21 protein-coding genes are annotated in these 22,028 nt (G+C 66.3%); 3 read left to right on the top strand and 18 right to left on the bottom strand.

Annotated features, from left to right (window positions below):
- Nucleotides 1–4: 4 nt before the first annotated feature.
- The 5 genes from CXY77_RS10590 to CXY77_RS10570 all read right to left on the bottom strand — a co-directional run bounded on the left by CXY77_RS10590 (nt 5) and on the right by CXY77_RS10570 (nt 6,347).
- Nucleotides 5–772 carry a sulfite exporter TauE/SafE family protein gene (locus CXY77_RS10590; RefSeq protein WP_104089505.1) on the bottom strand — a complete coding sequence of 256 codons (768 nt, stop codon included), beginning with the start codon at nt 770–772 and terminating at the stop codon, nt 5–7.
- Nucleotides 773–1,795, bottom strand: coding sequence for a zinc-binding dehydrogenase (locus CXY77_RS10585; protein WP_199181914.1), 1,023 nt, complete (start codon nt 1,793–1,795; stop codon nt 773–775).
- A gap of 419 nt (nt 1,796–2,214) precedes the next feature.
- Nucleotides 2,215–3,726 (bottom strand): carboxyl transferase domain-containing protein, encoded by a 1,512-nt coding sequence (locus tag CXY77_RS10580; RefSeq protein ID WP_092339398.1) that lies wholly within the window; start codon nt 3,724–3,726, stop codon nt 2,215–2,217.
- A complete protein-coding gene (locus tag CXY77_RS10575; protein ID WP_092339400.1) occupies nt 3,723–4,943 on the bottom strand; it encodes a CaiB/BaiF CoA-transferase family protein in 1,221 nt (406 codons plus the stop codon). The genes CXY77_RS10580 and CXY77_RS10575 overlap by 4 nt, the downstream gene beginning before the upstream one ends.
- A gap of 36 nt (nt 4,944–4,979) precedes the next feature.
- The gene (locus CXY77_RS10570; RefSeq protein WP_104089503.1) at nt 4,980–6,347 is read right to left on the bottom strand and encodes an SLC13 family permease; all 1,368 of its coding nucleotides are present in this window, start codon (nt 6,345–6,347) and stop codon (nt 4,980–4,982) included.
- A gap of 123 nt (nt 6,348–6,470) precedes the next feature.
- On the opposite strand from CXY77_RS10570, the gene CXY77_RS10565 reads away from it, so the two are divergent.
- Nucleotides 6,471–7,172 carry a FadR/GntR family transcriptional regulator gene (locus tag CXY77_RS10565; RefSeq protein WP_104089501.1) on the top strand — a complete coding sequence of 234 codons (702 nt, stop codon included), beginning with the start codon at nt 6,471–6,473 and terminating at the stop codon, nt 7,170–7,172.
- A 71-nt stretch (nt 7,173–7,243) separates the two neighbouring features.
- Here CXY77_RS10565 and tsaE read toward each other — a convergent pair whose 3' ends face one another.
- Genes tsaE through glmS form a run of 4 tightly spaced genes read right to left on the bottom strand, consistent with a single transcriptional unit; the run spans nt 7,244 to nt 11,106 of the window.
- Complete coding sequence (tsaE, locus tag CXY77_RS10560; protein ID WP_199181913.1) at nt 7,244–7,768, bottom strand: tRNA (adenosine(37)-N6)-threonylcarbamoyltransferase complex ATPase subunit type 1 TsaE; 525 nt, start codon at nt 7,766–7,768, stop codon at nt 7,244–7,246.
- On the bottom strand, nt 7,761–8,831 hold the full coding sequence (alr, locus tag CXY77_RS10555) for an alanine racemase (protein ID WP_092339520.1): 1,071 nt from the start codon (nt 8,829–8,831) through the stop codon (nt 7,761–7,763). The genes tsaE and alr overlap by 8 nt, the downstream gene beginning before the upstream one ends.
- A gap of 47 nt (nt 8,832–8,878) precedes the next feature.
- On the bottom strand, nt 8,879–9,235 hold the full coding sequence (locus CXY77_RS10550; RefSeq protein WP_092339405.1) for a holo-ACP synthase: 357 nt from the start codon (nt 9,233–9,235) through the stop codon (nt 8,879–8,881).
- Nucleotides 9,236–9,255: 20 nt separating this feature from the next.
- On the bottom strand, nt 9,256–11,106 hold the full coding sequence (glmS, locus tag CXY77_RS10545) for a glutamine--fructose-6-phosphate transaminase (isomerizing) (RefSeq protein ID WP_104130045.1): 1,851 nt from the start codon (nt 11,104–11,106) through the stop codon (nt 9,256–9,258).
- A 34-nt stretch (nt 11,107–11,140) separates the two neighbouring features.
- Between glmS and coaA the strand changes: the two genes are divergently transcribed.
- Nucleotides 11,141–12,097: a type I pantothenate kinase gene (gene coaA / locus CXY77_RS10540; protein ID WP_104130044.1), complete on the top strand. Its 957-nt coding sequence runs from the start codon at nt 11,141–11,143 to the stop codon at nt 12,095–12,097.
- Between the two features lie 95 nt (nt 12,098–12,192).
- Here coaA and glmM read toward each other — a convergent pair whose 3' ends face one another.
- The 4 genes from glmM to truA form a co-directional block, all read right to left on the bottom strand.
- On the bottom strand, nt 12,193–13,554 hold the full coding sequence (gene glmM, locus CXY77_RS10535; protein WP_104089497.1) for a phosphoglucosamine mutase: 1,362 nt from the start codon (nt 13,552–13,554) through the stop codon (nt 12,193–12,195).
- A gap of 19 nt (nt 13,555–13,573) precedes the next feature.
- Nucleotides 13,574–14,059 (bottom strand): 30S ribosomal protein S9, encoded by a 486-nt coding sequence (gene rpsI, locus CXY77_RS10530; protein ID WP_092107287.1) that lies wholly within the window; start codon nt 14,057–14,059, stop codon nt 13,574–13,576.
- A 50-nt stretch (nt 14,060–14,109) separates the two neighbouring features.
- Nucleotides 14,110–14,556, bottom strand: coding sequence for a 50S ribosomal protein L13 (rplM, locus tag CXY77_RS10525; protein WP_092107284.1), 447 nt, complete (start codon nt 14,554–14,556; stop codon nt 14,110–14,112).
- A 136-nt stretch (nt 14,557–14,692) separates the two neighbouring features.
- Nucleotides 14,693–15,631 (bottom strand): tRNA pseudouridine(38-40) synthase TruA, encoded by a 939-nt coding sequence (truA, locus tag CXY77_RS10520; RefSeq protein ID WP_233197343.1) that lies wholly within the window; start codon nt 15,629–15,631, stop codon nt 14,693–14,695.
- 92 nt (nt 15,632–15,723) lie between these two features.
- On the opposite strand from truA, the gene CXY77_RS10515 reads away from it, so the two are divergent.
- Entirely contained in the window at nt 15,724–17,679 is a 1,956-nt protein-coding gene (locus CXY77_RS10515; protein WP_158252814.1) for an acyltransferase family protein, read from the top strand.
- A gap of 4 nt (nt 17,680–17,683) precedes the next feature.
- Here CXY77_RS10515 and CXY77_RS10510 read toward each other — a convergent pair whose 3' ends face one another.
- The 5 genes from CXY77_RS10510 to rpsK form a co-directional block, all read right to left on the bottom strand.
- Nucleotides 17,684–18,727 carry a GNAT family N-acetyltransferase gene (locus tag CXY77_RS10510; RefSeq protein ID WP_092339414.1) on the bottom strand — a complete coding sequence of 348 codons (1,044 nt, stop codon included), beginning with the start codon at nt 18,725–18,727 and terminating at the stop codon, nt 17,684–17,686.
- Between the two features lie 38 nt (nt 18,728–18,765).
- Nucleotides 18,766–19,809: a GNAT family N-acetyltransferase gene (locus CXY77_RS10505; RefSeq protein ID WP_092339416.1), complete on the bottom strand. Its 1,044-nt coding sequence runs from the start codon at nt 19,807–19,809 to the stop codon at nt 18,766–18,768.
- 92 nt (nt 19,810–19,901) lie between these two features.
- Entirely contained in the window at nt 19,902–20,426 is a 525-nt protein-coding gene (gene rplQ / locus CXY77_RS10500) for a 50S ribosomal protein L17 (RefSeq protein WP_104130043.1), read from the bottom strand.
- 50 nt (nt 20,427–20,476) lie between these two features.
- The gene (locus tag CXY77_RS10495; protein ID WP_104130042.1) at nt 20,477–21,466 is read right to left on the bottom strand and encodes a DNA-directed RNA polymerase subunit alpha; all 990 of its coding nucleotides are present in this window, start codon (nt 21,464–21,466) and stop codon (nt 20,477–20,479) included.
- 133 nt (nt 21,467–21,599) lie between these two features.
- A complete protein-coding gene (gene rpsK / locus CXY77_RS10490) occupies nt 21,600–21,998 on the bottom strand; it encodes a 30S ribosomal protein S11 (RefSeq protein ID WP_035834641.1) in 399 nt (132 codons plus the stop codon).
- Between the last annotated feature and the right edge of the window lie 30 nt (nt 21,999–22,028).

Raw genomic sequence — 22,028 nt, 5'->3', positions numbered from 1 at the left:
GCGATCAGGTCAGAAAGAGCACGACGGCGGCTGTCAGAGCAACGATCACCAGGATCGCACGCAACACCGGAGCCGAGAGCCTTCGCCCGATGCGGGCACCGAGCCAGCCACCGAAGGCGGAACCAACGCCGATCAGCAGAGCGATCACCCAGTCGACCGTGCCGCTGGAGATGAAAATAATCGCAGAGACGAGGTTGGCCATGCCGGCCAGCACATTCTTGGCACCGTTGGCCCGGTGTATGTCGGTGGACCACAGAATACCCAGCAGTGCCAACAGCACCACTCCCTGCGCTGCGCCGAAGTATCCCCCATAGACCCCCGTGCCGAGAATGCCGAGCACGAGGCCGAACGTGATCGGCCGAGTGTCGGTCGTGGTGCCTTCGGGAGACTTGCGCCGCACGTAACGGGCCACGCGGGGCTGGATCGCGGAGAGCAGCGCGGCGAGCAGCAGCAGGAACGGAACGACCGCCGAGAAGGCCTCCTCGGGCAGGACCAGCAGCAGCAACCCGCCGATCACACCGCCCACGGCCGAGAACACCGCCATCCAGGCCACGGGCCGCCACTGCGATCGCAGTTCCCGGCGATAACCGTAAGCTCCGGCAATCGACCCGGGAACCAGACCAACCGTGTTGGATACGTTCGCCGTGATCGGAGGGATACCGAGGGCGAGCAGGGTGGGAAAGGTGATCAGGGTTCCAGCGCCGGCCACCACATTGATGATGCCCGCGGCAATTCCGGCGACCAGGATGATCGCGCCTTCAAGAAGTGTCATTTAGTGAGAGTTTCCCGTGTTCGAATTCTCGGCGGCCGCGTCGCCAACGGCGAGCACAATCTTGCCGAGGGAGGAGTTGGTGCGCATCAGAGTCTGGGCCGCATCGGCCTCGGTCCACGGCATGATCCGGTCGATGAGCGGTCGAAGAACCGGCGAGCCAAGGTCGACGTCGGCACGCAGCGCGGCGACGAGGTCGATCTTGTCCTGGGTGGAGCGGGTGCGAAAGGTGACCCCGTGCAGGGCGAGTCGCTTGTAGGCGAGCATTTCCAGGTCGAGCGTGCCCTCGCTGCCGCCGAGTCGCCCCACCCCGATGATGCGGCCGGCGATGGCGGCCGAGCGGATATTGTCGGCCAGGTAGGGTCCACCGACGTGGTCGACGATGACGTCGGCACCGTGGCCATCGGTCAACGCCAGCACCTGCTCGGCGAAGCCGTCATCGTCGACGACGAGCACCTGGTCGGCACCGACCGATCGGATCAGCGTGGTCATGCCCTCCGAGCGGGTGGTACCGATCACGAGCCCGGCACCGAGGTATTTCGCGAGCTGAACACACTGCAACCCGACAGAGGACGCTGCGGCGTGCACCAGCACGGTCTCACCGGGCTGCAACCGACCGTGGGTGCGGAGCGCGTTGTGTTCGGTCAGGAGTCCGAGAACGGCCGCCGCCCCCTCGGCGTAACTCCACCCGTCGGGAATCGGAATCGGCAGGCCCGCATCGACGACGATGTGCTCGCTGAGTCCCCCGCCGACGATGGTCATGACGCGATCGCCGACCCGCAGTGAGGTGACGTCCGAACCGATCTCGACGACTTCACCGGCCGCGTCGAGCCCGACCACCGGCGGAGGGCTTCCCGGAACCGCCGGCTCAGGGGTTCCGGAGCGTTGGGCCAGATCCGCCCGATTCACCGATGCCGCGTGCACGAGAATGCGCACGTCGCGCGATCCTGGAACCGGTACCGCGCGTTCACGCAGCATCAGTTGCGGTCCGTCAGTCCCCGGTTCGACCAGAATCGCTTGCATCATGGACGTGTCCTTTCGTGGCCAACATCGGGCAGTCTGAGGGCCCCTGCTCGTCTCGTTCGATTATCGCCTAGGCAAGCCTTGACAAGAATTCGGCCCGGCGGTGTGGTCGACGGTTTACTGCTGCTCATTGTGCCCGAGGAAGCCTTTTGCTCGATGGTGCCGTTTTTACTGTTGCTGGCCGCGGTGCTCTTGGCAGTCCAGCCTCGCGTGGCGCGTTACGGCACCGGGGTCTACGGCGGATACTTCAGCTCCGCTCAGGGCGTGGTCCTGCTTGCGCTGCTGGGCATACTCTGGTCCACCGACATGCACCGAGCCAACGGGGTGAAAAACGTTCTGGCCGGCATGGCAAACCTGGACCGCGGGGTAATCGCCGAACGGGGCGCAACCGACACCATGCGCCACACCGAAATGACGAGGGGTCAGCGACCGAGGGAGTGGTACCGGGCCAGGCGGCGCGGAAGTAGCTCATCAACGGGCACCGTGGAGAGCGCGGACAGCTCGTATTCGATGGCCGACGCCAAGCGCTGGCAGAACGCCCGTCCCTCGTCTGCGGCGTCGGGGCGCTCGTCCACGATGTGGTCGACGATCCGATTGGCGTACAGCGAGGCCACGTTCACGCCCTGCGCCTCCGACATGGCCGGCGCGAAATCAGTGTTGTGGTGCACGATGGCACTGGCCCCTTCGGGAGGAAGCGGCGACAGCCAGGAGTGCTGGGCGGCGATCGTACGATCGGCGGGCAGCAGCGCGAGCGCCCCACCGCCGGCACCCTGTCCAAGCAGCACGGACACGGTTGCCGACCGCAGGCCGATCAGCTCGTGCAAAGATCGGGCAATTTCCCCGGCCATGCCGCCCTCCTCGGCCTCCTTCGACAGCGCGGCGCCGGCGATGTCGATCACGGTGAGAAGCGGAAGCCCGAGTTCTTCCGCAAGGCGCATGCCGCGGCGGGCCTCCCGCAGCGATCCGGGGCCCATCCTGGTGTCTTGCGACGGCCGCGGCCGGATGTGCCCGAGCACGATGCAGCTCTGCTGCCCGAACCGTGCCATGGCGAGCATGAGCCCCGGGTCCTTCTCACCCTGGCCCGTGCCGTTCAACGGCAGCACGTCGTGCGCGCCGTAGGCGAGCAGCTGGCGCAGGTCCGGTCGCCGCGGGTTGCGCGAAATCAAAATGGATGACCACGCGCCGCTCGCTGCCGGCCGCACGTTCAGGGTCTCCGGTGCCGCCACCGGCGTAGAGGCCCGGTCGGTAAGGATTGTGAGGGCGCGGTGCACGATCTCCGGCAACTGCTCCGGCGGCACAACGGCGTCGATCAGCCCTTGGTTGAACAGGTTTTCGGAGACCTGCACGTTTTCCGGAAATTTCTTGCCGTACAGCGCCTCATAGACCCGAGGGCCGAGAAACCCGAGCAGCGCGCCCGGCTCGGCCACCGTCACGTGCCCGAGTGAGCCCCATGAGGCCATCACCCCGCCCGTGGTGGGGTGCCGCAAGTACACCAGATACGGATGCCTCGCCTCGCGGTGCGCGCGCACGGCCGCGGTGATCTTCACCATCGACAAAAAGGCCAACGTGCCCTCCTGCATGCGGGTACCGCCGGATGCCGGTCCGGCCAAGACCGGCAACCCCTCGCGTGTGGCCCGTTCGATCGCGTTCACAATCCTGTCGGCAGCAGAAAGCCCGATCGATCCGGCGAGAAACGCGAACTCGCTCACCACGATCGCCACCCGGCGGCCGCGGATCAGCCCCTCGCCGGTGAGCACCGACTCGTCGGTGCCGCTCTTCGCTCGGGCCTTCACGAGGTCGGCCCGGTACTCCTCGTTCGGGGCGGGGTCGACCACGGGCTGATCCCAGCTCGTGAAGGAGCCGTTATCGAGCACCACGTCGATGAGCTCCGTGGCGTTCAGGTGGCGAGTTGTGAGCGCGGATTGAGAAATCACAGTGAGATACCTTCCAGTGAGCGGTTGAGCCAGGTGCGAATGTCGGTGCCGTGCTGGTCGAGCACCGGCGGAGCGGAGTGCATCGTGTTCGTTGTCTCGACCGTATCGGCGGGTCCGAAGAACCGAAGCGGTGGACCGGGGAGGCTGATCCGGCCGAGCACCTCGTGTTCAACGTCGATCAGCAGCCCCTGCGAGAGCACCTGATCCCATTGATAGACCTCATCCAGGGAACGCACCTTGCCGGCCGGGATTCCGGCGTCGGTCAGTTTCTTCAGCAAGGTCGCGGCATCGAAGTGGGCGAAGGCATCCGCTATGGCCTCCTTGAGACCCTCCCGATTGCGCACGCGCTGCGCGTTGGTGGCCCACTCGGATTGCGCAGCATCGAGCCCGAACTCGGCTGCGAAGGTGGCCCAGAGTTTCTCACTGCCGATGCTGATCTGCACACTGCCGCCGCGGCAGGGAAAGAGCCCGTAGGGAGCGATCGACGGATGGTGGTTGCCCTGGGCCTCCGGCACCTCTCCGGCCACCGTGGCGCGGGTACCCTGGAAGGCGTGCACTCCCACCAGCGCGGCGAGCAGTGAGGTGCGCACAATCTGTCCCTGACCCGTGCGCTCGCGCTGAAGCAGCGCGGCGAGCAGTCCGAACGCGCCATACATGCCCGAGAGCAGATCGGCGATCGGCACGCCCACACGCTGCGGGTCGTCGGGGCCAGAGCCGGTGAGGGACATCAGGCCGGCCTCGCCCTGGAGAATCTGGTCGTAGCCGCTGCGGCTCGATTCGGGGCCGTCGTGGCCGAAACCGGTGATCGAGAGAATCACCAGCGCCGGGTTGAGAGCGTGCATCGCCTCGGGCGAGAATCCGAGCCGGTCGAGCACCCCTGGACGAAAATTCTCCACCACAACGTCCGCGCGCAGCAGCAGCTCGCTGAGCACCTCCCGGCCGTCGTCACTCTTCAGATCGAGGGCGATGGATTCTTTATTGCGATTGCAGGAGAGAAAATACGTGGATTGCGGATCGTTCGCGGGGCCCACGAAAGGCGGGCCCCAGCCGCGGGTATCGTCTCCCGTGATGGGGTTCTCCACCTTGATCACGCGCGCGCCGAGATCGGCGAGCATCATGGTGGCGTGCGGGCCGGCAAGCGCGCGGCTCAGGTCTACGACGAGATAGCCCGACAGCGGGCCCTGCATACCGGTTTCGGAGCGGATGTTGGTACTCATGTTCGGTCCTTTCTCAGTATTACGGCAGGTGGCGGGTTACAGCCAACCGGGCAGCACGAGCACGGCCCAGGCGATGGCCGGCCCGGCCACGACGACGATTCCGCTGTAGGCGAGAATCTGCTTGTAGAAGCGGTCCTTGTCCACGTCGTCGGGGGCGTTGGCAAGCACGAGAGCACCATTGGTCGAGAACGGCGACACGTCCACGATGGTCGACGCGACGGCGAGCGCGCAGATCACGCCGATGGCGCTGATATCCCCGGTAGCGAGGAACGGCACGGCGAGCGGAATCAGCGCAGCCAGAATGGCCGTTGACGAGGCGAAGGCCGAGACGACGGCACCGATGTAGCAGATCAAGAGTGCCGCAAGCAGGGGCATGCCGAGGTTGGCCACCGCTCCCGATACGTATTCGATGGTGCCGGCCTCTTCGAGAACACCGACGAACGTGAGCATGCCGCAGATGAGCAGCACGGTCGACCAGCTGATCTTATTGACCGCGCCCTTCTGCGCCGCGGGCGAGACGAGGGCGAGGATGACGGCGATTGTGATGGCAACGAAGCCCACGTCAACTTTGAAGCCGAGCGCGATCACGGCGAGGGCGATGAGGCCGGCCACCGTCACAAGCTGAGGGATGCGCTCTCCTCGGGTGGCCGTGGCCTCGACTCCGTCGCCCGCGGGGTCGCGGGGGCCGTAGATGCCGGAGCCGAAGCCCTTGAACGCCACATCACCGCCGGCGCGCGCACCGACACTTACGGCCATGCGCGCTTCGGCGGCTTGCTCCACGAAATGTCCGACCCGGCTCGACATAAGGTTTCGGCCACCGAGAACGATGAACAGCACGACGGCGATCAGAAAGTTGAAGATGAGGCTCGACAGAAACACCGCTGTGGGGCTCGCGTCGAGCCCGGTGGTCGAGATGAGGCTGTTCACGATCACGCCGTAAACGGCGATCGGCGAGAATCCGCCGCCCTGCGCGCCGTGGATCACCATCATGCCCATCAGCAGCGGGCTGATCTTGTACCTGCGGGCAAAGCCGAGCGCAATCGGCGCCACGATGGCCACCGCGGCCGGGGAAAGCGCACCGACGGCCGTGATCACGGCGGTGATCACGAACATCACCCAGGGGATGAGGGCCACCCGACCGCCGACGAGCCGCACTGCGCCGCGCACCAGCAGGTCGATCGTGCCGTTGCCCTGCGCAATCGCGAACAGGTACGTAACCCCGACGAGCGTGAGGAACAGTCCGCCCGGGAAGTTGGCGAGAATATCGGTGGTCTCCATGCCGAGAAAGACGGCACCGAGCAGAAAGGCACCCACGAAGGCCAGCGCACCCATGTTGACGGGCAAAAGCGTGGCGATCAGAAACATCACCGCCAGGATGATGATTGAGATAACGGGAGCGGACATCGTTGTTCCTCCATAGGTTCAGGTGAATGTGGGCTATTGGCTCACTGGACTAGCCTCCTAGACAGTAGGCGACTTTGTCAAGAGCCGTGTAACCTTGGGTCGAATACTGATGGGGAGGCAGACATGACGAGGGATGCAATACCCCAGCCGCTCATGCGCGTCACGAAACCACGCCTGTACGAACAGCTCGTGGCCCAGCTTCTCGCCTACATCGAGTCCGCCCGCCTCGGCCCCGGCGACCTGTTACCCGCCGAGCGCGACCTCGCCGAACGCCTCGGCGTTTCCCGCGCCACGCTCGCCCAGGCCCTCGTGGCTCTCGAAGTGCTCGGCGTCATCGATGTTCAACACGGCACCGGCGCCGTTCTCGTCTACCGGCCGAGCATCGCAGCGGTGATCAGTGGGCTGCGGGAGCACCGCAACCGGCTGCCCGAGATTGTCGAAGCCCGCACCACCCTCGAGGTCAAACTCGCCGAGCTCGCCGCGGAACGCCGAACGGATGCCGACCTGCTCGCGATCGAGGATGCGCTCCGGGCGATGGCAGAGGAAATCGCCGTCGGCGACCGCGGGGCGCACGGCGACGAGCTCTTCCACCAAGCCGTCACTGCGGCGGCTCACTCCCCGGTGCTCGCCCAACTCATGACGTTCATCGCAGAGATGATACTCGAAACCCGGCTCGAATCCCTCGCTCAGCCGGGCCGGCCGGAGCAGTCCCTCGCCTCACACCGCACCATCACCGAGGCGATCCGGGCGCAGGACGCCACAGCGGCGACCGCGGCGATGCTCTCGCACATCGAGCTCGTCTCCGACGTAGCCCTGCTCAAGTAGGGGAGAACGGGCGTCCCGCCGCAGCCCGATCAGAGCGAGAGTAATCGAATAGTGGGCGCCACGGCCCAAGGTCACGGCATCGAGTCGGCCAGACGCGTCCAGCGCTGGCCGTGACCCGTGAGGGTCAGGGTGCGCGGTTCGTCAAGGTCGTGATCAAGGTCGAGAAAGGATGCCGCCGCATCCGTTTCACGCGCTGCCTCCGCGCGACCCTGCGGTCGCTCGATCTCGATGTCCAGCCAGGATTCGGTGATGCCGTCGAGCAGGCCGCGGCCCCACTCGACCACCACGATGGAGCGGGCGAAATCAATGTCGAGGTCGTCGAGTTCCATGGCACTACCGAGGCGGTAGGCGTCGACGTGCACGAACGGCGGCCCGCCGACCAAGCTTGGATGCGTGCGGGCCAGCACGAAGGTGGGGCTGGTGACGGCTCCGCGCACCTGCAGCCCCTCGCCCAGGCCGCGGGTGAGGGTGGTTTTACCCGCCCCGAGTGGTCCGGTGAGCACGACGAGGTCCCCGGCCTGCAGGATGCCGGCGAGGATCACGCCGAAGCGATGCATCGCCGCTGCATCCGCAATCGTACGAACGAGCTCAGCCATTGAGGTGCCGCCGGATCACCCGGTGCCCGATGCGGGTGACGATCTCGTAATTGATCGTGCCCGCTGCATCGGCCCAGTCGGTGGCGCTCGGCGCACCGGTGGCCGGGTCGCCGAACAGCACGACCTCATCGCCGACGGCGACGCCGGGGTTGTCGGCGCCGAGGTTGACCACGAACTGGTCCATCGCGACCCGACCGACCAGGGGATAGTTCTCGCCGTTGATGTGCACGAGCGCCGTTCCCGACGACTGCCGGGGAATGCCGTCGGCGTAGCCGAGCGGCACGAGCACGAGGGTGGAATCCTGCGGCGCCCGCCAGAGGTAATCGTAGGAGACACCGGCGCCGGCGCTCACCCGGCGTACCAGGGCCACCCGGCCGCGCAGGGTCATCGCCGGAACCAGCCCGAGGTCGTCGCTGCTCGCATCCTCAAACGGCGACAGCCCGTACAGGGTGATGCCGAACCGCACCATGGTGAAACGGGCGGCCGGCAACCGCAGGGCCGCAGCCGACGACGCGAGGTGCACGAGCGTGGGGGTCAGGCCGGCGGCGCGGGCAGCCGCAACGCCGCGTTCAAAACAGTCCAGGGCGTTCTGGTCGTCCTCGGCCGAGGCGTTGGCGAGGTGGCTCATCACACCGTCGACGCGCAGCAGGCCGACCCGCTCTAGGGCGGCGGCGAGCGCGAAGACGGCGGCCCAGTCGTATTCGTGCACGCCGTTGCGGCTCAAGCCGGTCTCGAGTTTCAGGTGAACGGATGCGGCCCTGCCGAGTTCCGCCGCTGCATCCGCTACCTGCTGCACCTGACGCACAGACGACAAGGCCAGGGTGACGTCGTCGTCGATGGCGGCGCTGAAATCAGCGTCGGGGTCGTGCAGCCAGGCCAGAATCGGTGCGTCGATGCCCGCGTCTCGCAGGGCCAGGGCCTCGTCGATGTCGGCGACGCCGAGCCAGTCCGCCCCGCCGGCCAGGGCTGCGCGCGCCACCGGAAGGGCACCGTGCCCGTAGGCGTTGGCTTTGACCACCGCCATCGCGTGCGGGGTGCCGGCTACGGCGCGCAGGTGGGCCATGTTGTGGCGAATGGCGGCGAGGTCGATCACGGCCTCGCGAAAGCCGGTCACGCTTCACCCTCCGCGACGACGAAGGCGCAGGCCACGCCGGCGTCGTGGGTCATAGTGACGTGCACCCGGCTGATGCCGCGGCCGGTCAGCGCGTGCAGGGCAGCCCCGCTCAGCTTGAATTCGGGGTTGCCGTGCGGGTCGTTCACGATTTCCATCTCTTGCCAGGTGGCCCCCGCGCTGTCGCCGAGGGCCTTGATCAGGGCTTCCTTGGCGGCGAAGCGCGCCGCGAGGGAATGCACCGGCAGATTTCGTTCGTTTTCGGTGAACAACCGCGGCACGAGGCGCGGTGTGCGTTCGACCTGGCGGGTGAAACGCGCCAGGTCGACCACGTCAACCCCGATGCCCTTGATCACGCTGCTCGATTCAACGTGGCTTATTCGACCGTGACGGACTTGGCGAGGTTGCGCGGCTGGTCGACGTCGAGGCCCTTGGCAATGGCCAACTCCATCGCGAACATCTGCAGCGGCACCACAGCCAGCAGCGGTTCGAACAGGGGGGCCGCGAGCGGAATGTGAATGACGGTGTCGGCAAACGGCAGCACGGCGGCGTCGCCGACCTCGGCGATGGCGATGATGCGGGCACCGCGGGCACGGATCTCCTGGATGTTGGAGACGACCTTCGGGTGCAGGTGGGCGGAGCCGCGCGGGCTCGGTACCACCACGAACACCGGCTGGCCGGGTTCGATCAGCGCGATCGGGCCGTGCTTGAGTTCTCCGGCGGCGAAGCCTTCGGCGTGGATGTAGGCGAGTTCCTTGAGCTTGAGCGCACCCTCGAGCGCGATCGGGAACCCGACGTGACGGCCGAGGAACAGCACAGCGCGGGTGTCGCTCATCCAGCGGGCCAGCTGACGCACCTCGTCTTCGACGCCGAGAACGGCCTGGATCTTCTCCGGAATGGCCTGCAGTTCGGCGACCTGCACGGCCTGTTCGGCCTCGGTGAGGCTGCCGCGCACGCGGGCGAGGTGCAGGGCGAACAGGTAGAGCGCGGTGATCTGGGCGACGAAGGCCTTGGTCGAGGCCACTGCGACCTCGGGGCCGGCGTGCGTGTAGATGACGGCGTCGCTCTCACGCGGGATGGTCGCACCTTGCGTGTTGCAGATGGAGATGGCCTTGGCACCGAGCGACATGGCGTACTTGACGGCCATGAGCGTGTCCATGGTCTCGCCGGACTGGCTGATCGAGATCACCAGGGTATCGGCGCTGAGCACCGGGTCGCGGTAGCGGAACTCGTGGCTCAGTTCAACGTCCACCGGCACCTGCGCCCACTTTTCAATGGCGTACTTGGCGGTCTGGCCGGCATACGCGGCCGTGCCGCAGGCGACGATGACGATGCGACGGATGCCCGCGAGCACGTCATCGCCGAACGCGGTCAGTTCGGGAACGACGACCTGGTCGTCATCGATGCGGCCGCGCAGGGTGTTGGCGACGGCGTCCGGCTGCTCGGAGACTTCCTTGGCCATGAAGCTGGACCAGCCGCCCTTTTCGCTGGCGGAGGCATCCCAGGCGATGTCGAACTCTTCCGTCTCGACGGGGTGACCGTCGAAGTCGGTGACGGTGACGGCATCCGCTGTGATCGTGACGATCTGGTCCTGGCCGATGGCGACGGCGCGGCGGGTGTATTCGACGAACGCGGCCACGTCGGAGCCGAGAAAGTTCTCGCCCTCGCCGAGGCCGATGACGAGCGGGGAGTTTCGGCGGGCACCGACGACGACGCCGGGCTGGTCCTGGTGCACGGCGAGCAGCGTGAAGGCACCGTCGAGACGGGCGACGATGATGCGGAAGGCTTCGGCCAGGTCGCCGACGCGCTGGTATTCGCGGCCGAGCAGCACCGCGGCGACCTCGGTGTCGGTCTCACCCAGAAAGGTGTATCCCTCATTGAGTAGTTCCTCGCGCAGGGGGGCGAAGTTCTCGATGATGCCGTTGTGGATGAGGGCGAGCTTGTTGTTGTCGCCGAGGTGCGGGTGCGCGTTTTCGTCGTTGGGTCCGCCGTGGGTGGCCCAGCGGGTGTGACCGATTCCGGTCGTGCCGTCGTTGATGGGGTGAGCCTTCAGGTCATTGGTGAGGGCCGACAGCTTGCCGGCCTTCTTGGCGGTGTTGAGTACACCGAACTCATCGATGACGGCTATTCCCGCGGAGTCGTACCCACGGTATTCGAGCCGTCCGAGCCCGCCCATGAGAACGTCAACGGTTTTATTGCTTCCGACATAACCTACGATTCCGCACATGGAAGTCGATTTTAGTCGGACTAAGCTTGGGGGAATGTACGATCCGGTGCTGGCCCCTGTATTGAACGGTCACGGTACCCCTTTTGTGGAGCTCGACCGGGCCGATTGGGCGGCCCTCGCGCCGACCACTCTGCTGCCGCTGAAAGAAACCGAGATCGTGCAATTGCGCGGCATCGGCGAGCCGCTCGACATCAACGAGGTGACGGATGTCTACCTGCCGCTGAGCCGCCTGCTCAACCTCTACGCGGCCAATGCCCGCACACTGCACCGCGCGACCAGTGGATTCCTGGGCGAACGCGCCCGCCCGACCCCGTTCGTGATCGGTGTGGCCGGCTCCGTCGCGGTCGGTAAATCCACGACCGCCCGATTGCTGCGGAAGATGCTCGCCCGCTGGGACGACACCCCCCGGGTGGAACTGGTCACGACCGACGGGTTTTTGTTTCCGAACGCCGAGCTGAACCGCCGCGGGCTGATGGAACGCAAGGGTTTTCCGGAGTCCTACGACCGACGGGCCCTGCTGCGCTTTGTGAGCGCGGTAAAGAGCGGCGCCCCCGAGGTGCGCTCACCGTTCTACTCGCACCTCAGCTACGACATCGTGCCCGACGCGCAGATTGTGGTGCGCCAGCCCGACATTCTCATTGTCGAGGGTCTCAACGTGTTGCAGCCGCCCGGCCCTGGGCACGGCCTCTCGGTCAGTGACCTGTTCGACTTCACCATCTACGTGGATGCCCGCACGCAGGACATTGCCCGCTGGTACGAGGAGCGTTTTCTCAAGCTGCAACGCGGCGCGTTCGCCAACCCCAACTCGTTCTTTCACCGTTACGCCGACCTCACCGAAGATGAGGCTCGCGGCAAGGCGCGCAGCATCTGGACCAGCATCAACCAGCCCAACCTGCTGCAGAATATTCGCCCCACCCGGTCGCGGGCGACCCTGGTGCTGCGCAAGGACCCCACGCACGCGGTCTCCACGGTGCTCCTGCGCAAGGTCTGACCCGTCCTGACACGGACGGGGCCCGGGCCCGAGCCGTGGGCCCAGTTTATAAACTGGTCCCGGGGACGGGGCCTGGGCCCCGTCCCCGGGACGGACTAGAGGGCCAGGCGCTCGCGGACCACGTCGGCCAGGGAGTGCGCCAGGCGGTCGGCGGTGTGCTGGTCGGCGGCTTCCACCATGACCCGCACCATCGGCTCGGTGCCCGAGGGGCGCAGCAGCACGCGACCGGTGTCGCCGAGTTCGGCTTCAGCGGCGAGCACGGCCTCGGCGATGACGTCGTCGGCGCCGAGACCCTTGTGGTTGACTCCGCGCACGTTGACCAGAATCTGCGGGTACACCGTCATAACGGATGCCAGTTCGGCCAAGGTTTTACCGGTGCGCGCCATTTCGGCCACGAGGTGCAGCCCGGTGAGGATGCCGTCACCGGTAGTGGCGAACTTGGTCATGATGACGTGACCGCTCTGCTCGCCGCCGAGGGAATACCCGTGGGCGTTGAGTTCTTCGAGCACGTACCGGTCGCCGACCTTGGTCTGCACCATGGCGATGTCGTTGGCCGCCATCGCCTTGCGCAGGCCGAGGTTGCTCATGACGGTCGCGACCAGCGTGCGGTCTTTCAGCACACCGCGTTCGGCCATCGACACGGCGAGAATAGCCATGATCTGGTCGCCGTCGACGATGTTGCCATCCTTGTCCACGGCCAGGCAACGGTCGGCGTCGCCGTCGTGGGCGATGCCGACGTCAGCGCCGTGCTCGAGTACGGCTTTGGCGAGGTTGTCGAGGTGGGTGGAGCCCACACCGTCGTTGATATTGAGGCCGTCGGGGTCGGCGCCGATCACCGTGAGGCGAGCACCGGCATCCGTGAACACCTGCGGTGACACACCGGCGGCGGCGCCGTGCGCGCAGTCGAGCACGACGTGGATGCCGTCGAGGCGGTGCGGCAGGGTGGTGAGCAGGTGCACCACGTAGCGGTCTTCGGCGTCGGCAAAGCGACGAATGCGTCCAACGTCGCCGGCGATCGGCATCAGGGTGTCGCGACCGATGTAGCTCTCGATGCGGTCCTCGACGTCGTCGGGAAGTTTGGTTCCGCCATAGGCGAAGATCTTGATGCCGTTATCGGGGGCCGCGTTGTGTGAGGCAGAAATCATCACACCGAAGTCGGCCCCGATGTCGTTGATCAGAAAGGCTGCAGCTGGCGTGGGGATGACCCCGGCGTCGAGAACGTCGACACCGCTGGAGGCCAAGCCGGCCGAGACGGCGGCGTTCAGGAATTCACCGGAGATTCGCGGGTCGCGGGCGACCACGGCGACGGGCCGGCGGCCCGCTTCAAGACGTGCTTGGGCACGACGTCCCTTGGTCAGCACTGCGGCGCTGGCCTGGGCAAGGCTCAGGGCCAGGCCAGCCGTGAGATCACGGTTGGCCAGGCCCCGAACGCCGTCCGTGCCGAACAGACGAGTCATTTCGTCGTCGGCTATCGGGTTAGCGCTTGCTGAACTGAGGAGCCTTACGGGCCTTCTTGAGTCCGGCCTTCTTACGCTCCTTGACTCGAGCGTCGCGGCTGAGGAAGCCGTTCTTCTTGAGGATGGCACGGTTGTTCTCTTCGTCGATCAGGTTCAAGCAGCGTGCGATGCCGAGGCGAAGCGCGCCGGCCTGGCCGGACGGGCCACCACCGGTGATGCGGGCGATGACATCGTACGAGCCGAGCAGGTCGAGAACCTTGAACGGGTCGTTGATGAGCTGCTGGTGCAGCTTGTTCGGGAAGTAGTCAGCGAACTCGCGGCCGTTGACAACGATCGTGCCGGAGCCGGGGACGATGCGCACGCGGGCGATGGCCTGCTTGCGACGGCCGACGGCTGCGCCGGGAACGTTGAGGACGGCGCGGGGCGCCTTGGTTACGGTTTCGGCCGGAGTCTCGGTGGAGTAGCTCTCCGGAGCCTGGTCAATCTGGTCTGCGATCTTCGCCACGATGATGGGAATCCTTTTTATCTAAGAGTCGAGAAGTCTGGTTGCCGGCGCTACTGCGCGACCTGGCTGAGGGTGTACGGCTTGGGCTGCTGAGCGGAGTGCGGGTGCTCAGGGCCGGCGTAAACCTTCAGCTTGGTGAGCTGGGCGCGGCCGAGCGAGTTCTTCGGCAGCATGCCGCGGATCGCTTTTTCAACCGCACGGGTCGGGTGCTTCTCGAGCATCTCGGAGTAGTTGGTCGCCGTGAGGCCGCCCGGGTAACCGGAGTGGCGGTAGGCGATCTTCAGGTCGAGCTTCTTGCCGGTCAGGGCAACCTTCTCGGCGTTGACGATGATGACGAAGTCGCCACCGTCCATGTGCGGGGAGAAGGTGGCCTTGTGCTTGCCGCGCAGCAGGATTGCCGCGTGGCTGGCCAGACGTCCGAGGACGATATCGGTGGCATCGATGACAACCCAGTCGTGCTGGAGTTCGCTTGCCTTGGGGGTGTAAGTGCGCGTCACTGTTGTGCTGCTTTCTTCTTTTTCGAACGGAGGTGTTCGTGAATCCCGCTCCGGGCGTGTTCTAAAGGAGAACACTGTCGATGGAGGGCTCACGTTCGGGTGCCGCGCTGCAACGCACAGACACCAAGGGTCAACACTAGTCGGAGGCGACCGCGGACGCAACTTGCCCAGGAAGCGAGCGCCGGTTGCGCGTGTCGATGGCGCGCTGCGCCAGGGACGCGTCGTCGGGGTAGCCGACGTCGATCAGGGTGAGGCCGTGCGCCTGCATCACCTTGAACTCGCTGATGCGGTGCTTGTCGAAGTGCAGGTGCGCGAGAGTGCTGCCGTCGAGGCGCCCCTCCCCCACGGCCACGCAGGCGCCGACCATGGCGCGCACCATGCTGTGGCAGAAGGCATCCGCTTTGATCGTGGCGATGATCAGGCCGTCGTCATCGCGCGACCAGCTAAAGTCCTGCACGGTTCGGATGGTCGTCGCTCCGGGGCGCGGCTTGCAGTAGGCGGCGAAGTCGTGCAGGCCCACCAGCGTCGCGGCTGCGGCGTCCATGGCCGCGAGGTCGAGTTTAAACGGATGCCACGTGGTGCGCAGCCGCTGCTGCGGGTCGCGTAGGGCGAGGGGGTCGCTGATGCGGTATTCGTAACGGCGCCACATGGCCGAGAACCGGGCATCGAAGCCGCCGGGCACGACCGTGGCGCGGCGCAGCACGATGTCGGGCTTGGTCACCAGGATGCCGCCGAGGCGGCGCAGCACGGCAGTGCCGAGGTCGACCGGCGGGCGGTTTCCGGTACCGCGCTGGATGCGCACCAGGGAGTGCGCCTGCTCGGCGGTGAGGTCGAAGTGGGCGACCTGCCCGCGGGCGTGCACCCCGGCATCCGTTCGGCCGGCGACGATCAGGGTGGGGTGCGGGGGAAAGCTCTGCAGAATGCCGGCAAGGCCATTTTCAATGTCGGCCTGAACGGTTCGAAAGCCCGGTTGGCGGGCCCAACCGGTAAAATCAGTGCCATCGTAGGAGAGGTCAAGACGGATGCGCGTGGAGCCGAGCGCAGCGTTCACGGCGCGGGGCACAAAAAGATTCACGAGGGTAAGCCTAGGCGGCGCGCTCGGGTTATCGTTGAAACCGGCCCATGGCCCACCCCCATAATGAGTGCCAAAGAAACCCTGTGTTGCCCATGACTCGTTCCCCGCGTTTGTTCCCATTCACCGGGAGAACTCGGCCAGCGACCGCAACACTCGGGCCGGTCAACACTCCCCTGCTGGGGCCGACGAACGCCCCGCGCAGCTCTCGCCTGGCCGGCCTCGACGGCCTGCGCGCGCTCGCCGTCATTGCCGTCGCGCTCTACCATTTCTTTCCGGCGATGCTGCCCGGCGGTTTCATCGGCGTTGACGTTTTCTTCGTGATCAGTGGTTTTCTGATCACCGGACTGTTGGTCTCCGAGCACACCCGCACCGGGCGCATCTCGCTCCACCGGTTCTGGCAACGCCGCGCCCGCCGGCTGGTGCCCCCGCTCATTCCGGTCGTGCTGATCAGCTGCACCATCGCCTTCGTGATCGGCGGCGACGTGCTGGTCGGGCTCGGCGCGCAACTCGTCGGGGCCAGCACCTTCGGCTACAACTGGGTGTCGATCGCCAATGATGCGAGCTATTTCAGCGTCAACGAACCCGAACTGCTGCGCAACCTGTGGTCGCTCGCAGTGGAAGAACAGTTCTACCTGGTCTGGCCGCTGCTCCTGCTGGGCGTTCTGCTGATTCGCCGGCCGCGCGTTCGGCTGGCCATCGTCACCACGCTGTTCATCGCCTCGGCCCTGTGGATGGGCGTGCTGTACCAGCCCGGAGCGGACCCGACCCGGGTGTACTACGGCTCCGACACCCACAGTTTTGGCCTGTTCGCGGGCGCCGCCCTGGCCCTGCTGCTCCGTCGACCCAGCGGACAACGCAACGAAGTGCCCCGACTGCGTCCGTGGCTCGGCGGGGCTGCCATCCTGACGATCATCGCCTTCGCACTCTGGCTGCCGGAAGACGGCACCGCCACCTACCGCGGCGGCCTCGTCGCAGTCTCCGTCGCCACAGCCGTCGCCATCTGGGCGGGAGTGCGCGGCGGCCGGTTCGGGCGTCTGCTCGACGCGGCCCCGCTCCGCTACCTCGGAGAGCGCTCCTACGGCATCTACCTGTGGCACTGGCCGATCCTCGTACTGGTGCAGCTGCTCTGGCCGGCATCGTCCCGCGCGAGCAGCCTGCTGCCGATCGGCCTCGTTGCCACGGTCATCACCCTGGTCTTCGCCGCAGTGTCGTACCGCTGGCTGGAAGTGCCGATCCGGCAGGTCGGCGTGCGCGGCAGCATCCGTCAGATCGGCGCGCTGTGGACCGGACCCACCCGTCGCCGCCGCCTGATCGCGGCGACGTCCGCCCTGTCGCTGCTACTGGTCGGCGGCACCACCGCCGCCGTCGTGGCCGCGCCGGCGCAGACCTCGGCGCAACTCCGCATCGAACGGGGTCAACGGGCAATGGATGCCGCGGCCCGGGCCGCCGCGCAGGCTGCGGCCTCCGAGGCTGCCCGCCAGGCCACCGCGACCCCAGCCCTGGTCGACGGACCGATCACCGCGATCGGCGACTCCGTCATGCTGGCGTCGGCTCCGGAATTGCAGGCAACCTTCGCGGGCATGACCGTTGACGCGTCGGTCTCCCGCGGGATGTATTCCGCAGATGACATATTGCTGGCGCTGCAGGCGGCGGGCCAGTTGCAGCCGGTTGTGGTGATCGGGCTCGGCACCAACGGGCCGATCACGACCAGCGAACTCACCGAGATTCTGCGCATTCTCGGGCCCGACCGGCAGCTCGTGCTCGTGAACGCCTACGCCGAACGGGATTGGACCGACGGCGTCAATGCCAGGCTCGCCGAGTTCGCTTCGGGCAATCGCCGGGTCGAACTCGCGAACTGGCACGACGTGATCGCGGGGCGACTCGACCTGCTGGCCGGCGATCACGTGCACCCGGGGCCGACCGGCGGCCAGCTCTACGCCGACGAGGTGCACGCCGCGGTTCAGCGTCTGGCGGCGGTGCCGCCGCTGCCGGACACCAGCTGGTTGATGCGTGATTCCGACGCGCCAAGTTCGCCGCCCTACCGCTGACACTTCAGAACTCGAGCACGTAGGCGAGCTCCCGGTTGGTGGCGAAGAAGCCCATGCCCGTATACAGGTCGAGCGCGCCGGTCGGGCTCGCCGAGTCCACGTCGAGGGTGGCCCGCTCATGCCCGGCGGCCCGGCTGGCGGCCAGCTGCGCGGCCAACAGGGCCTGCGCGATGTGGCGGCCGCGCCATCCGCTCAGCACGCCGACCAGTCCGATGTAGCTGCTGCGGTAGCCGGCCGCCGCCCAGTCGTCTTCGTTCACGCTCGACATGACAAAGCCGACGACGTGTTCACTGCCGTCGGGCTCGGTCGCGAACGCGACGAACGAAAGGTCGTTGGTGAACGACGGCCCGGTGACGTAGGCGTTCCAGCTCTCGTCGGGAATGGGCTGGCTCGACCAGTGATCCATGAAGGCGGCATCACGCGCGGCGTGCACGGCCGCCGACAGCTCGGGCGTATACCCGGCCACGCGGATGCCCGCGCCCACCGTGACCTCGCGGATCGGGTCGGCGAGCAGGCGGTCGAGGGTGAGAAAGTAGCGCGTGCAGGCCAGACCGAACCGTGCGTAGAGGCGCCCGTTCTGGGGTGCACGCTCGTCAGAGAACGTGGAGATCCAGCCTGGGAGCATCTTGCCAGAGGTGGCCAGTTGCTGGTGGGCGCGGGCGACCTGCCAGCCCAGCAGCTCACGGCCGATGCCCCGGCCGCGCAGCGCGGGCAGTACCCCGCCGCTCAGGTTGGCTTTCACCAGGGTTTCCTGCCCGGGCTGCAGCACGACCAGGCCGTCGGCGACGACGTGACCGTCGGCGTCGAGAGCGACGAGGGTGTCGGTCGCCGGGTCGACGAACGAGAAGTCGAAGATCTCGGCGATCTGATCCCGCTCCAGCACATAGTTGGGGTGGTCGGCCCGGCCGATTGCCTTCTCCAGCTCCCAGATGGCGTCGATATCGTCGGACGTCGCCGGGCGCCACAGTGCGACCTCGGCATGCTCAGGAACGGGCAGCTGCGCGGGAGCGGTCACGCGCGCAGAGAGTGGAGTCGTGTGATCGGTCATGCTTCACCCTATCCGCGCCGTCCCGAACGGGGCGAGACTCAGAACTCGAGCGTGTACGCCATCTTCTTGTGGGTGGGCACGAAACCCATGCCGGTATACAGGCCGAGGGCACCGGTGGGGCTGGCAGAGTCCACCGCGAGGGTCACTCGTTCGTGGCCGAGTGCCTGCCCGGCAGCCAGCTGGGCGGCCAGGAGGGATTGCGCGATGTGGCGGCCGCGCCATCCGCTCAAGACGCCGACCAGGTCGATATAGCTGCCGGTGAACCCCTGCATGGCCCAGATATTCTCATTCGCTGTCGAGAGCACGAAGCCGACGACCTGCTCGGTGCCGGCCGCGTCGGTGCCGTAAGCCACGAATGACAGGTCGGGGCGAAACCATTTTCCGCCCACGAAGGCATTCCAGTTTTCGTCACTCATCGGCTGGCTGCCCCAGTGGTCCATGAAGGAGTCATCTCGGGTGCGGTGCACCTCGGCCGAGACCGCCGCGGTATACGCGGCGACACGGATGCCGGCGGCCGGGTCGATCACGCGCACCGACGCATCCAATGGGCGTTCGAGGGTGAGAAAATAGCGCGCGAGGCTGAGGCCGGCGTGCTCGAACAGGGCGGCGTTCTGCGGGGAACGTTCGTCGGCGTAGCTGAGGATCCAGCCGGGCAGCGTCGTGGTCGAGCTCGCTAGCTGCTGTTTCGCCCGGCCGAGCTGCCACGCCAGCAGCTGGCGGCCGATGCCCCGGCCGCGCAGTCGGGGGTGTACGCCGCCGATCGGCATCGAGCGCACGAGGCTGACCTGGCGGGGCGGGAACATGACCATGCCGACCGCAAGGATGCTGCCGGCGGCGTCGATGCCCACGAGCGAATCGAGCTCCGCATGAAAGTGGGAGTAGCCGAAGTCGGCGGCGATCGCACCGCGAGCCGTGAGGTAGTTGGGGTGGTCGACTTCGCCCATGGCCCGGCGCAACTGCCAGATGCCGTCGATGTCGGCGGTGGTGGCGGGCCGCCACGCCGCGACATCCGGGTGCTGCGGAAGAACCGGAGCCGGGGCGACCCCCACGCGTTCGGCCAACGAAGTCTCGTGTAGATCCATCCCCCAACCCTATCTTTCGTCGAGAGCGCAAAAAGTGCCCGATTGAGCGATCCAATCGGGCACTTTTTGCGCTCTCGCGAGCGGGGGTGATACTACTTCTTGTCGGCCTCTGCTGCAGCGTCTTCGACGGCTGCATCTTCGACGACAACATCGTCAGCGACGACGTCCTCGACTACGACGTCCTCGACTACGACGTCCTCGGACCCGATGGGGGTCGCGGCAACGGTCGCGGTCTTGGAGCGCTTAACCTTGGGGGTCAGGGGCTCGAGAACGAGCTCCATCTGCACCATGGACGCGTTATCACCCTTGCGGAAACCGAGCTTTGTGATGCGGGTGTAACCGCCCTGGCGCTCGTTGACCTGCGGGGCGATGACCGTGAACAGCTCGTGCACGACGGTCTTGTCGGTGATCGTCGCGAGAACGCGACGACGGGCGTGCAGGTCGCCGCGCTTGGCGAACTGCACCATGCGCTCGGCGAGCGGACGCAGGCGCTTGGCACGGGTCTCGGTCGTCTTGATCGACTTGTGGGTGAACAGGGCCGCGGCCAGGTTCGCAAGCATGAGGCGCTCGTGCGCCGGGCCGCCACCGAGACGGGGGCCCTTTGTGGGCTTAGGCATGGGTAATCTCCAGTATCAAAAAATCGAAAGGCAGCGTTGAAGCGCGAGCCTTAGTTGGTCTCTTCTTCGTAGCCGCTGTAGAAGTGCGCGCCGTCGAATCCGGGAACCGAATCCTTCAGGGACAGGCCGAGCTCAACGAGCTTGTCCTTCACTTCGTCAACCGACTTCTGCCCGAAGTTGCGGATGTTCATCAGCTGGGTCTCCGACAGGGCGACCAGTTCGCTGACATTGTTGATGCCTTCGCGCTTGAGGCAGTTGTACGAGCGCACCGACAGGTCGAGGTCTTCGATCGGAATCGAAAGCTCGGTCGAGAGCACAGCGTCAACCGGCGCGGGGCCGATCTCGATGCCCTCGGCGGCGGTGTTGAGCTCGCGGGCCAGGCCGAACAGCTCGGTCAGGGTGCGGCCAGAGGATGCGATGGCGTCGCGCGGCGAGATGGCCGACTTGGTCTCCACGTCAACGACGAGGCGGTCGAAGTCAGTGCGCTCTCCGGCACGAGTTGCCTCGACGCGGTAGGTCACCTTGAGCACGGGCGAGTAGATCGAGTCGACCGGAATCTGGCCGGCTTCGGAGAACTCGTTGCGGTTCTGGGTGCTGGAGACGTAACCACGTCCACGCTCAATGGTCAGTTCGAGTTCGAACTTCGCCTTGTCGTTGAGGGTTGCGATGACCAGTTCGGGGTTGTGCACCTCGACGCCGGCGGGAGCCGAAATGTCAGCGGCGGTGACCTGGCCGGCACCCTGCTTGCGCAGGTACGCGGTGATCGGCTCGTCGTGCTCGCTCGAGACGACAAGTTGCTTGATGTTCAGGATGATCTCAGTGACATCTTCCTTCACCCCGGGAACGGTGCTGAACTCGTGCAGCACGCCATCGATACGGATGCTGGTTACAGCAGCGCCCGGGATCGAGGAGAGCAGGGTACGGCGAAGCGAGTTGCCGAGGGTGTAGCCGAAGCCAGGTTCGAGCGGCTCAATAATGAACCGTGAACGGAACTCCGAGATGTTCTCTTCGGTGAGCGTTGGACGCTGTGCAATAAGCACTGTTGATTCCTTTCGGCTAAGTGTCCGCTATATGACACTTGCAATGACGAGAGAGTGAAAAGTTGAAAGAAAAGAGTCCCGACGAGGCTCGGCAGCAACGAAGTGCCGAGCCCGTCGAGATACAGCGAGTGCTTTAGACGCGGCGGCGCTTCGGCGGACGGCATCCGTTGTGAGCCTGGGGCGTCACGTCGTTGATCGAACCGACCTCGAGGCCAGCGGCCTGCAGTGAACGGATCGCGGTCTCGCGGCCTGAGCCGGGTCCCTTGACGAACACGTCAACCTTCTTCATGCCGTGTTCCTGCGCCTGGCGGGCGGCCGACTCGGCGGCCAGCTGTGCGGCGAAGGGGGTCGACTTGCGCGAACCCTTGAAACCAACCTGGCCCGACGAGGCCCAGCTGATGACGGCACCGGTCGTGTCGGTGATCGACACGATCGTGTTGTTGAAGGTGCTCTTGATGTGGGCCTGGCCCACAGCAATGTTCTTCTTTTCTTTCTTACGCGGCTTCCGTACGGCCGACTTGGGTTGTGCCATGAATTTCTCCTGAATCCTAAAGGCGTTAGC

Origin of the sequence: Cryobacterium sp. N21, assembly GCF_002929575.1 — a bacterium.
Classification (GTDB): domain Bacteria; phylum Actinomycetota; class Actinomycetes; order Actinomycetales; family Microbacteriaceae; genus Cryobacterium; species Cryobacterium flavum.
Note: the sequence above shows the minus strand (reverse complement) of the source record. Positions and strands in the feature narration are given on the sequence as shown.

Coding starts and splice junctions, on each gene's coding strand:
- CXY77_RS10590 (WP_104089505.1), bottom strand. CDS start 772: ATGACACTTCTTGAAGGCGCGATCATCCTGGTCGCCGGAATTGCCGCG.
- CXY77_RS10585 (WP_199181914.1), bottom strand. CDS start 1,795: ATGATGCAAGCGATTCTGGTCGAACCGGGGACTGACGGACCGCAACTG.
- CXY77_RS10575 (WP_092339400.1), bottom strand. CDS start 4,943: ATGAGTACCAACATCCGCTCCGAAACCGGTATGCAGGGCCCGCTGTCG.
- CXY77_RS10570 (WP_104089503.1), bottom strand. CDS start 6,347: ATGTCCGCTCCCGTTATCTCAATCATCATCCTGGCGGTGATGTTTCTG.
- CXY77_RS10565 (WP_104089501.1), top strand. CDS start 6,471: ATGACGAGGGATGCAATACCCCAGCCGCTCATGCGCGTCACGAAACCA.
- tsaE (WP_199181913.1), bottom strand. CDS start 7,768: ATGGCTGAGCTCGTTCGTACGATTGCGGATGCAGCGGCGATGCATCGC.
- alr (WP_092339520.1), bottom strand. CDS start 8,831: ATGGCCCACCTGCGCGCCGTAGCCGGCACCCCGCACGCGATGGCGGTG.
- glmS (WP_104130045.1), bottom strand. CDS start 11,106: ATGTGCGGAATCGTAGGTTATGTCGGAAGCAATAAAACCGTTGACGTT.
- coaA (WP_104130044.1), top strand. CDS start 11,141: ATGTACGATCCGGTGCTGGCCCCTGTATTGAACGGTCACGGTACCCCT.
- glmM (WP_104089497.1), bottom strand. CDS start 13,554: ATGACTCGTCTGTTCGGCACGGACGGCGTTCGGGGCCTGGCCAACCGT.
- CXY77_RS10515 (WP_158252814.1), top strand. CDS start 15,724: ATGACTCGTTCCCCGCGTTTGTTCCCATTCACCGGGAGAACTCGGCCA.
- CXY77_RS10510 (WP_092339414.1), bottom strand. CDS start 18,727: ATGACCGATCACACGACTCCACTCTCTGCGCGCGTGACCGCTCCCGCG.
- CXY77_RS10505 (WP_092339416.1), bottom strand. CDS start 19,809: ATGGATCTACACGAGACTTCGTTGGCCGAACGCGTGGGGGTCGCCCCG.
- rplQ (WP_104130043.1), bottom strand. CDS start 20,426: ATGCCTAAGCCCACAAAGGGCCCCCGTCTCGGTGGCGGCCCGGCGCAC.
- rpsK (WP_035834641.1), bottom strand. CDS start 21,998: ATGGCACAACCCAAGTCGGCCGTACGGAAGCCGCGTAAGAAAGAAAAG.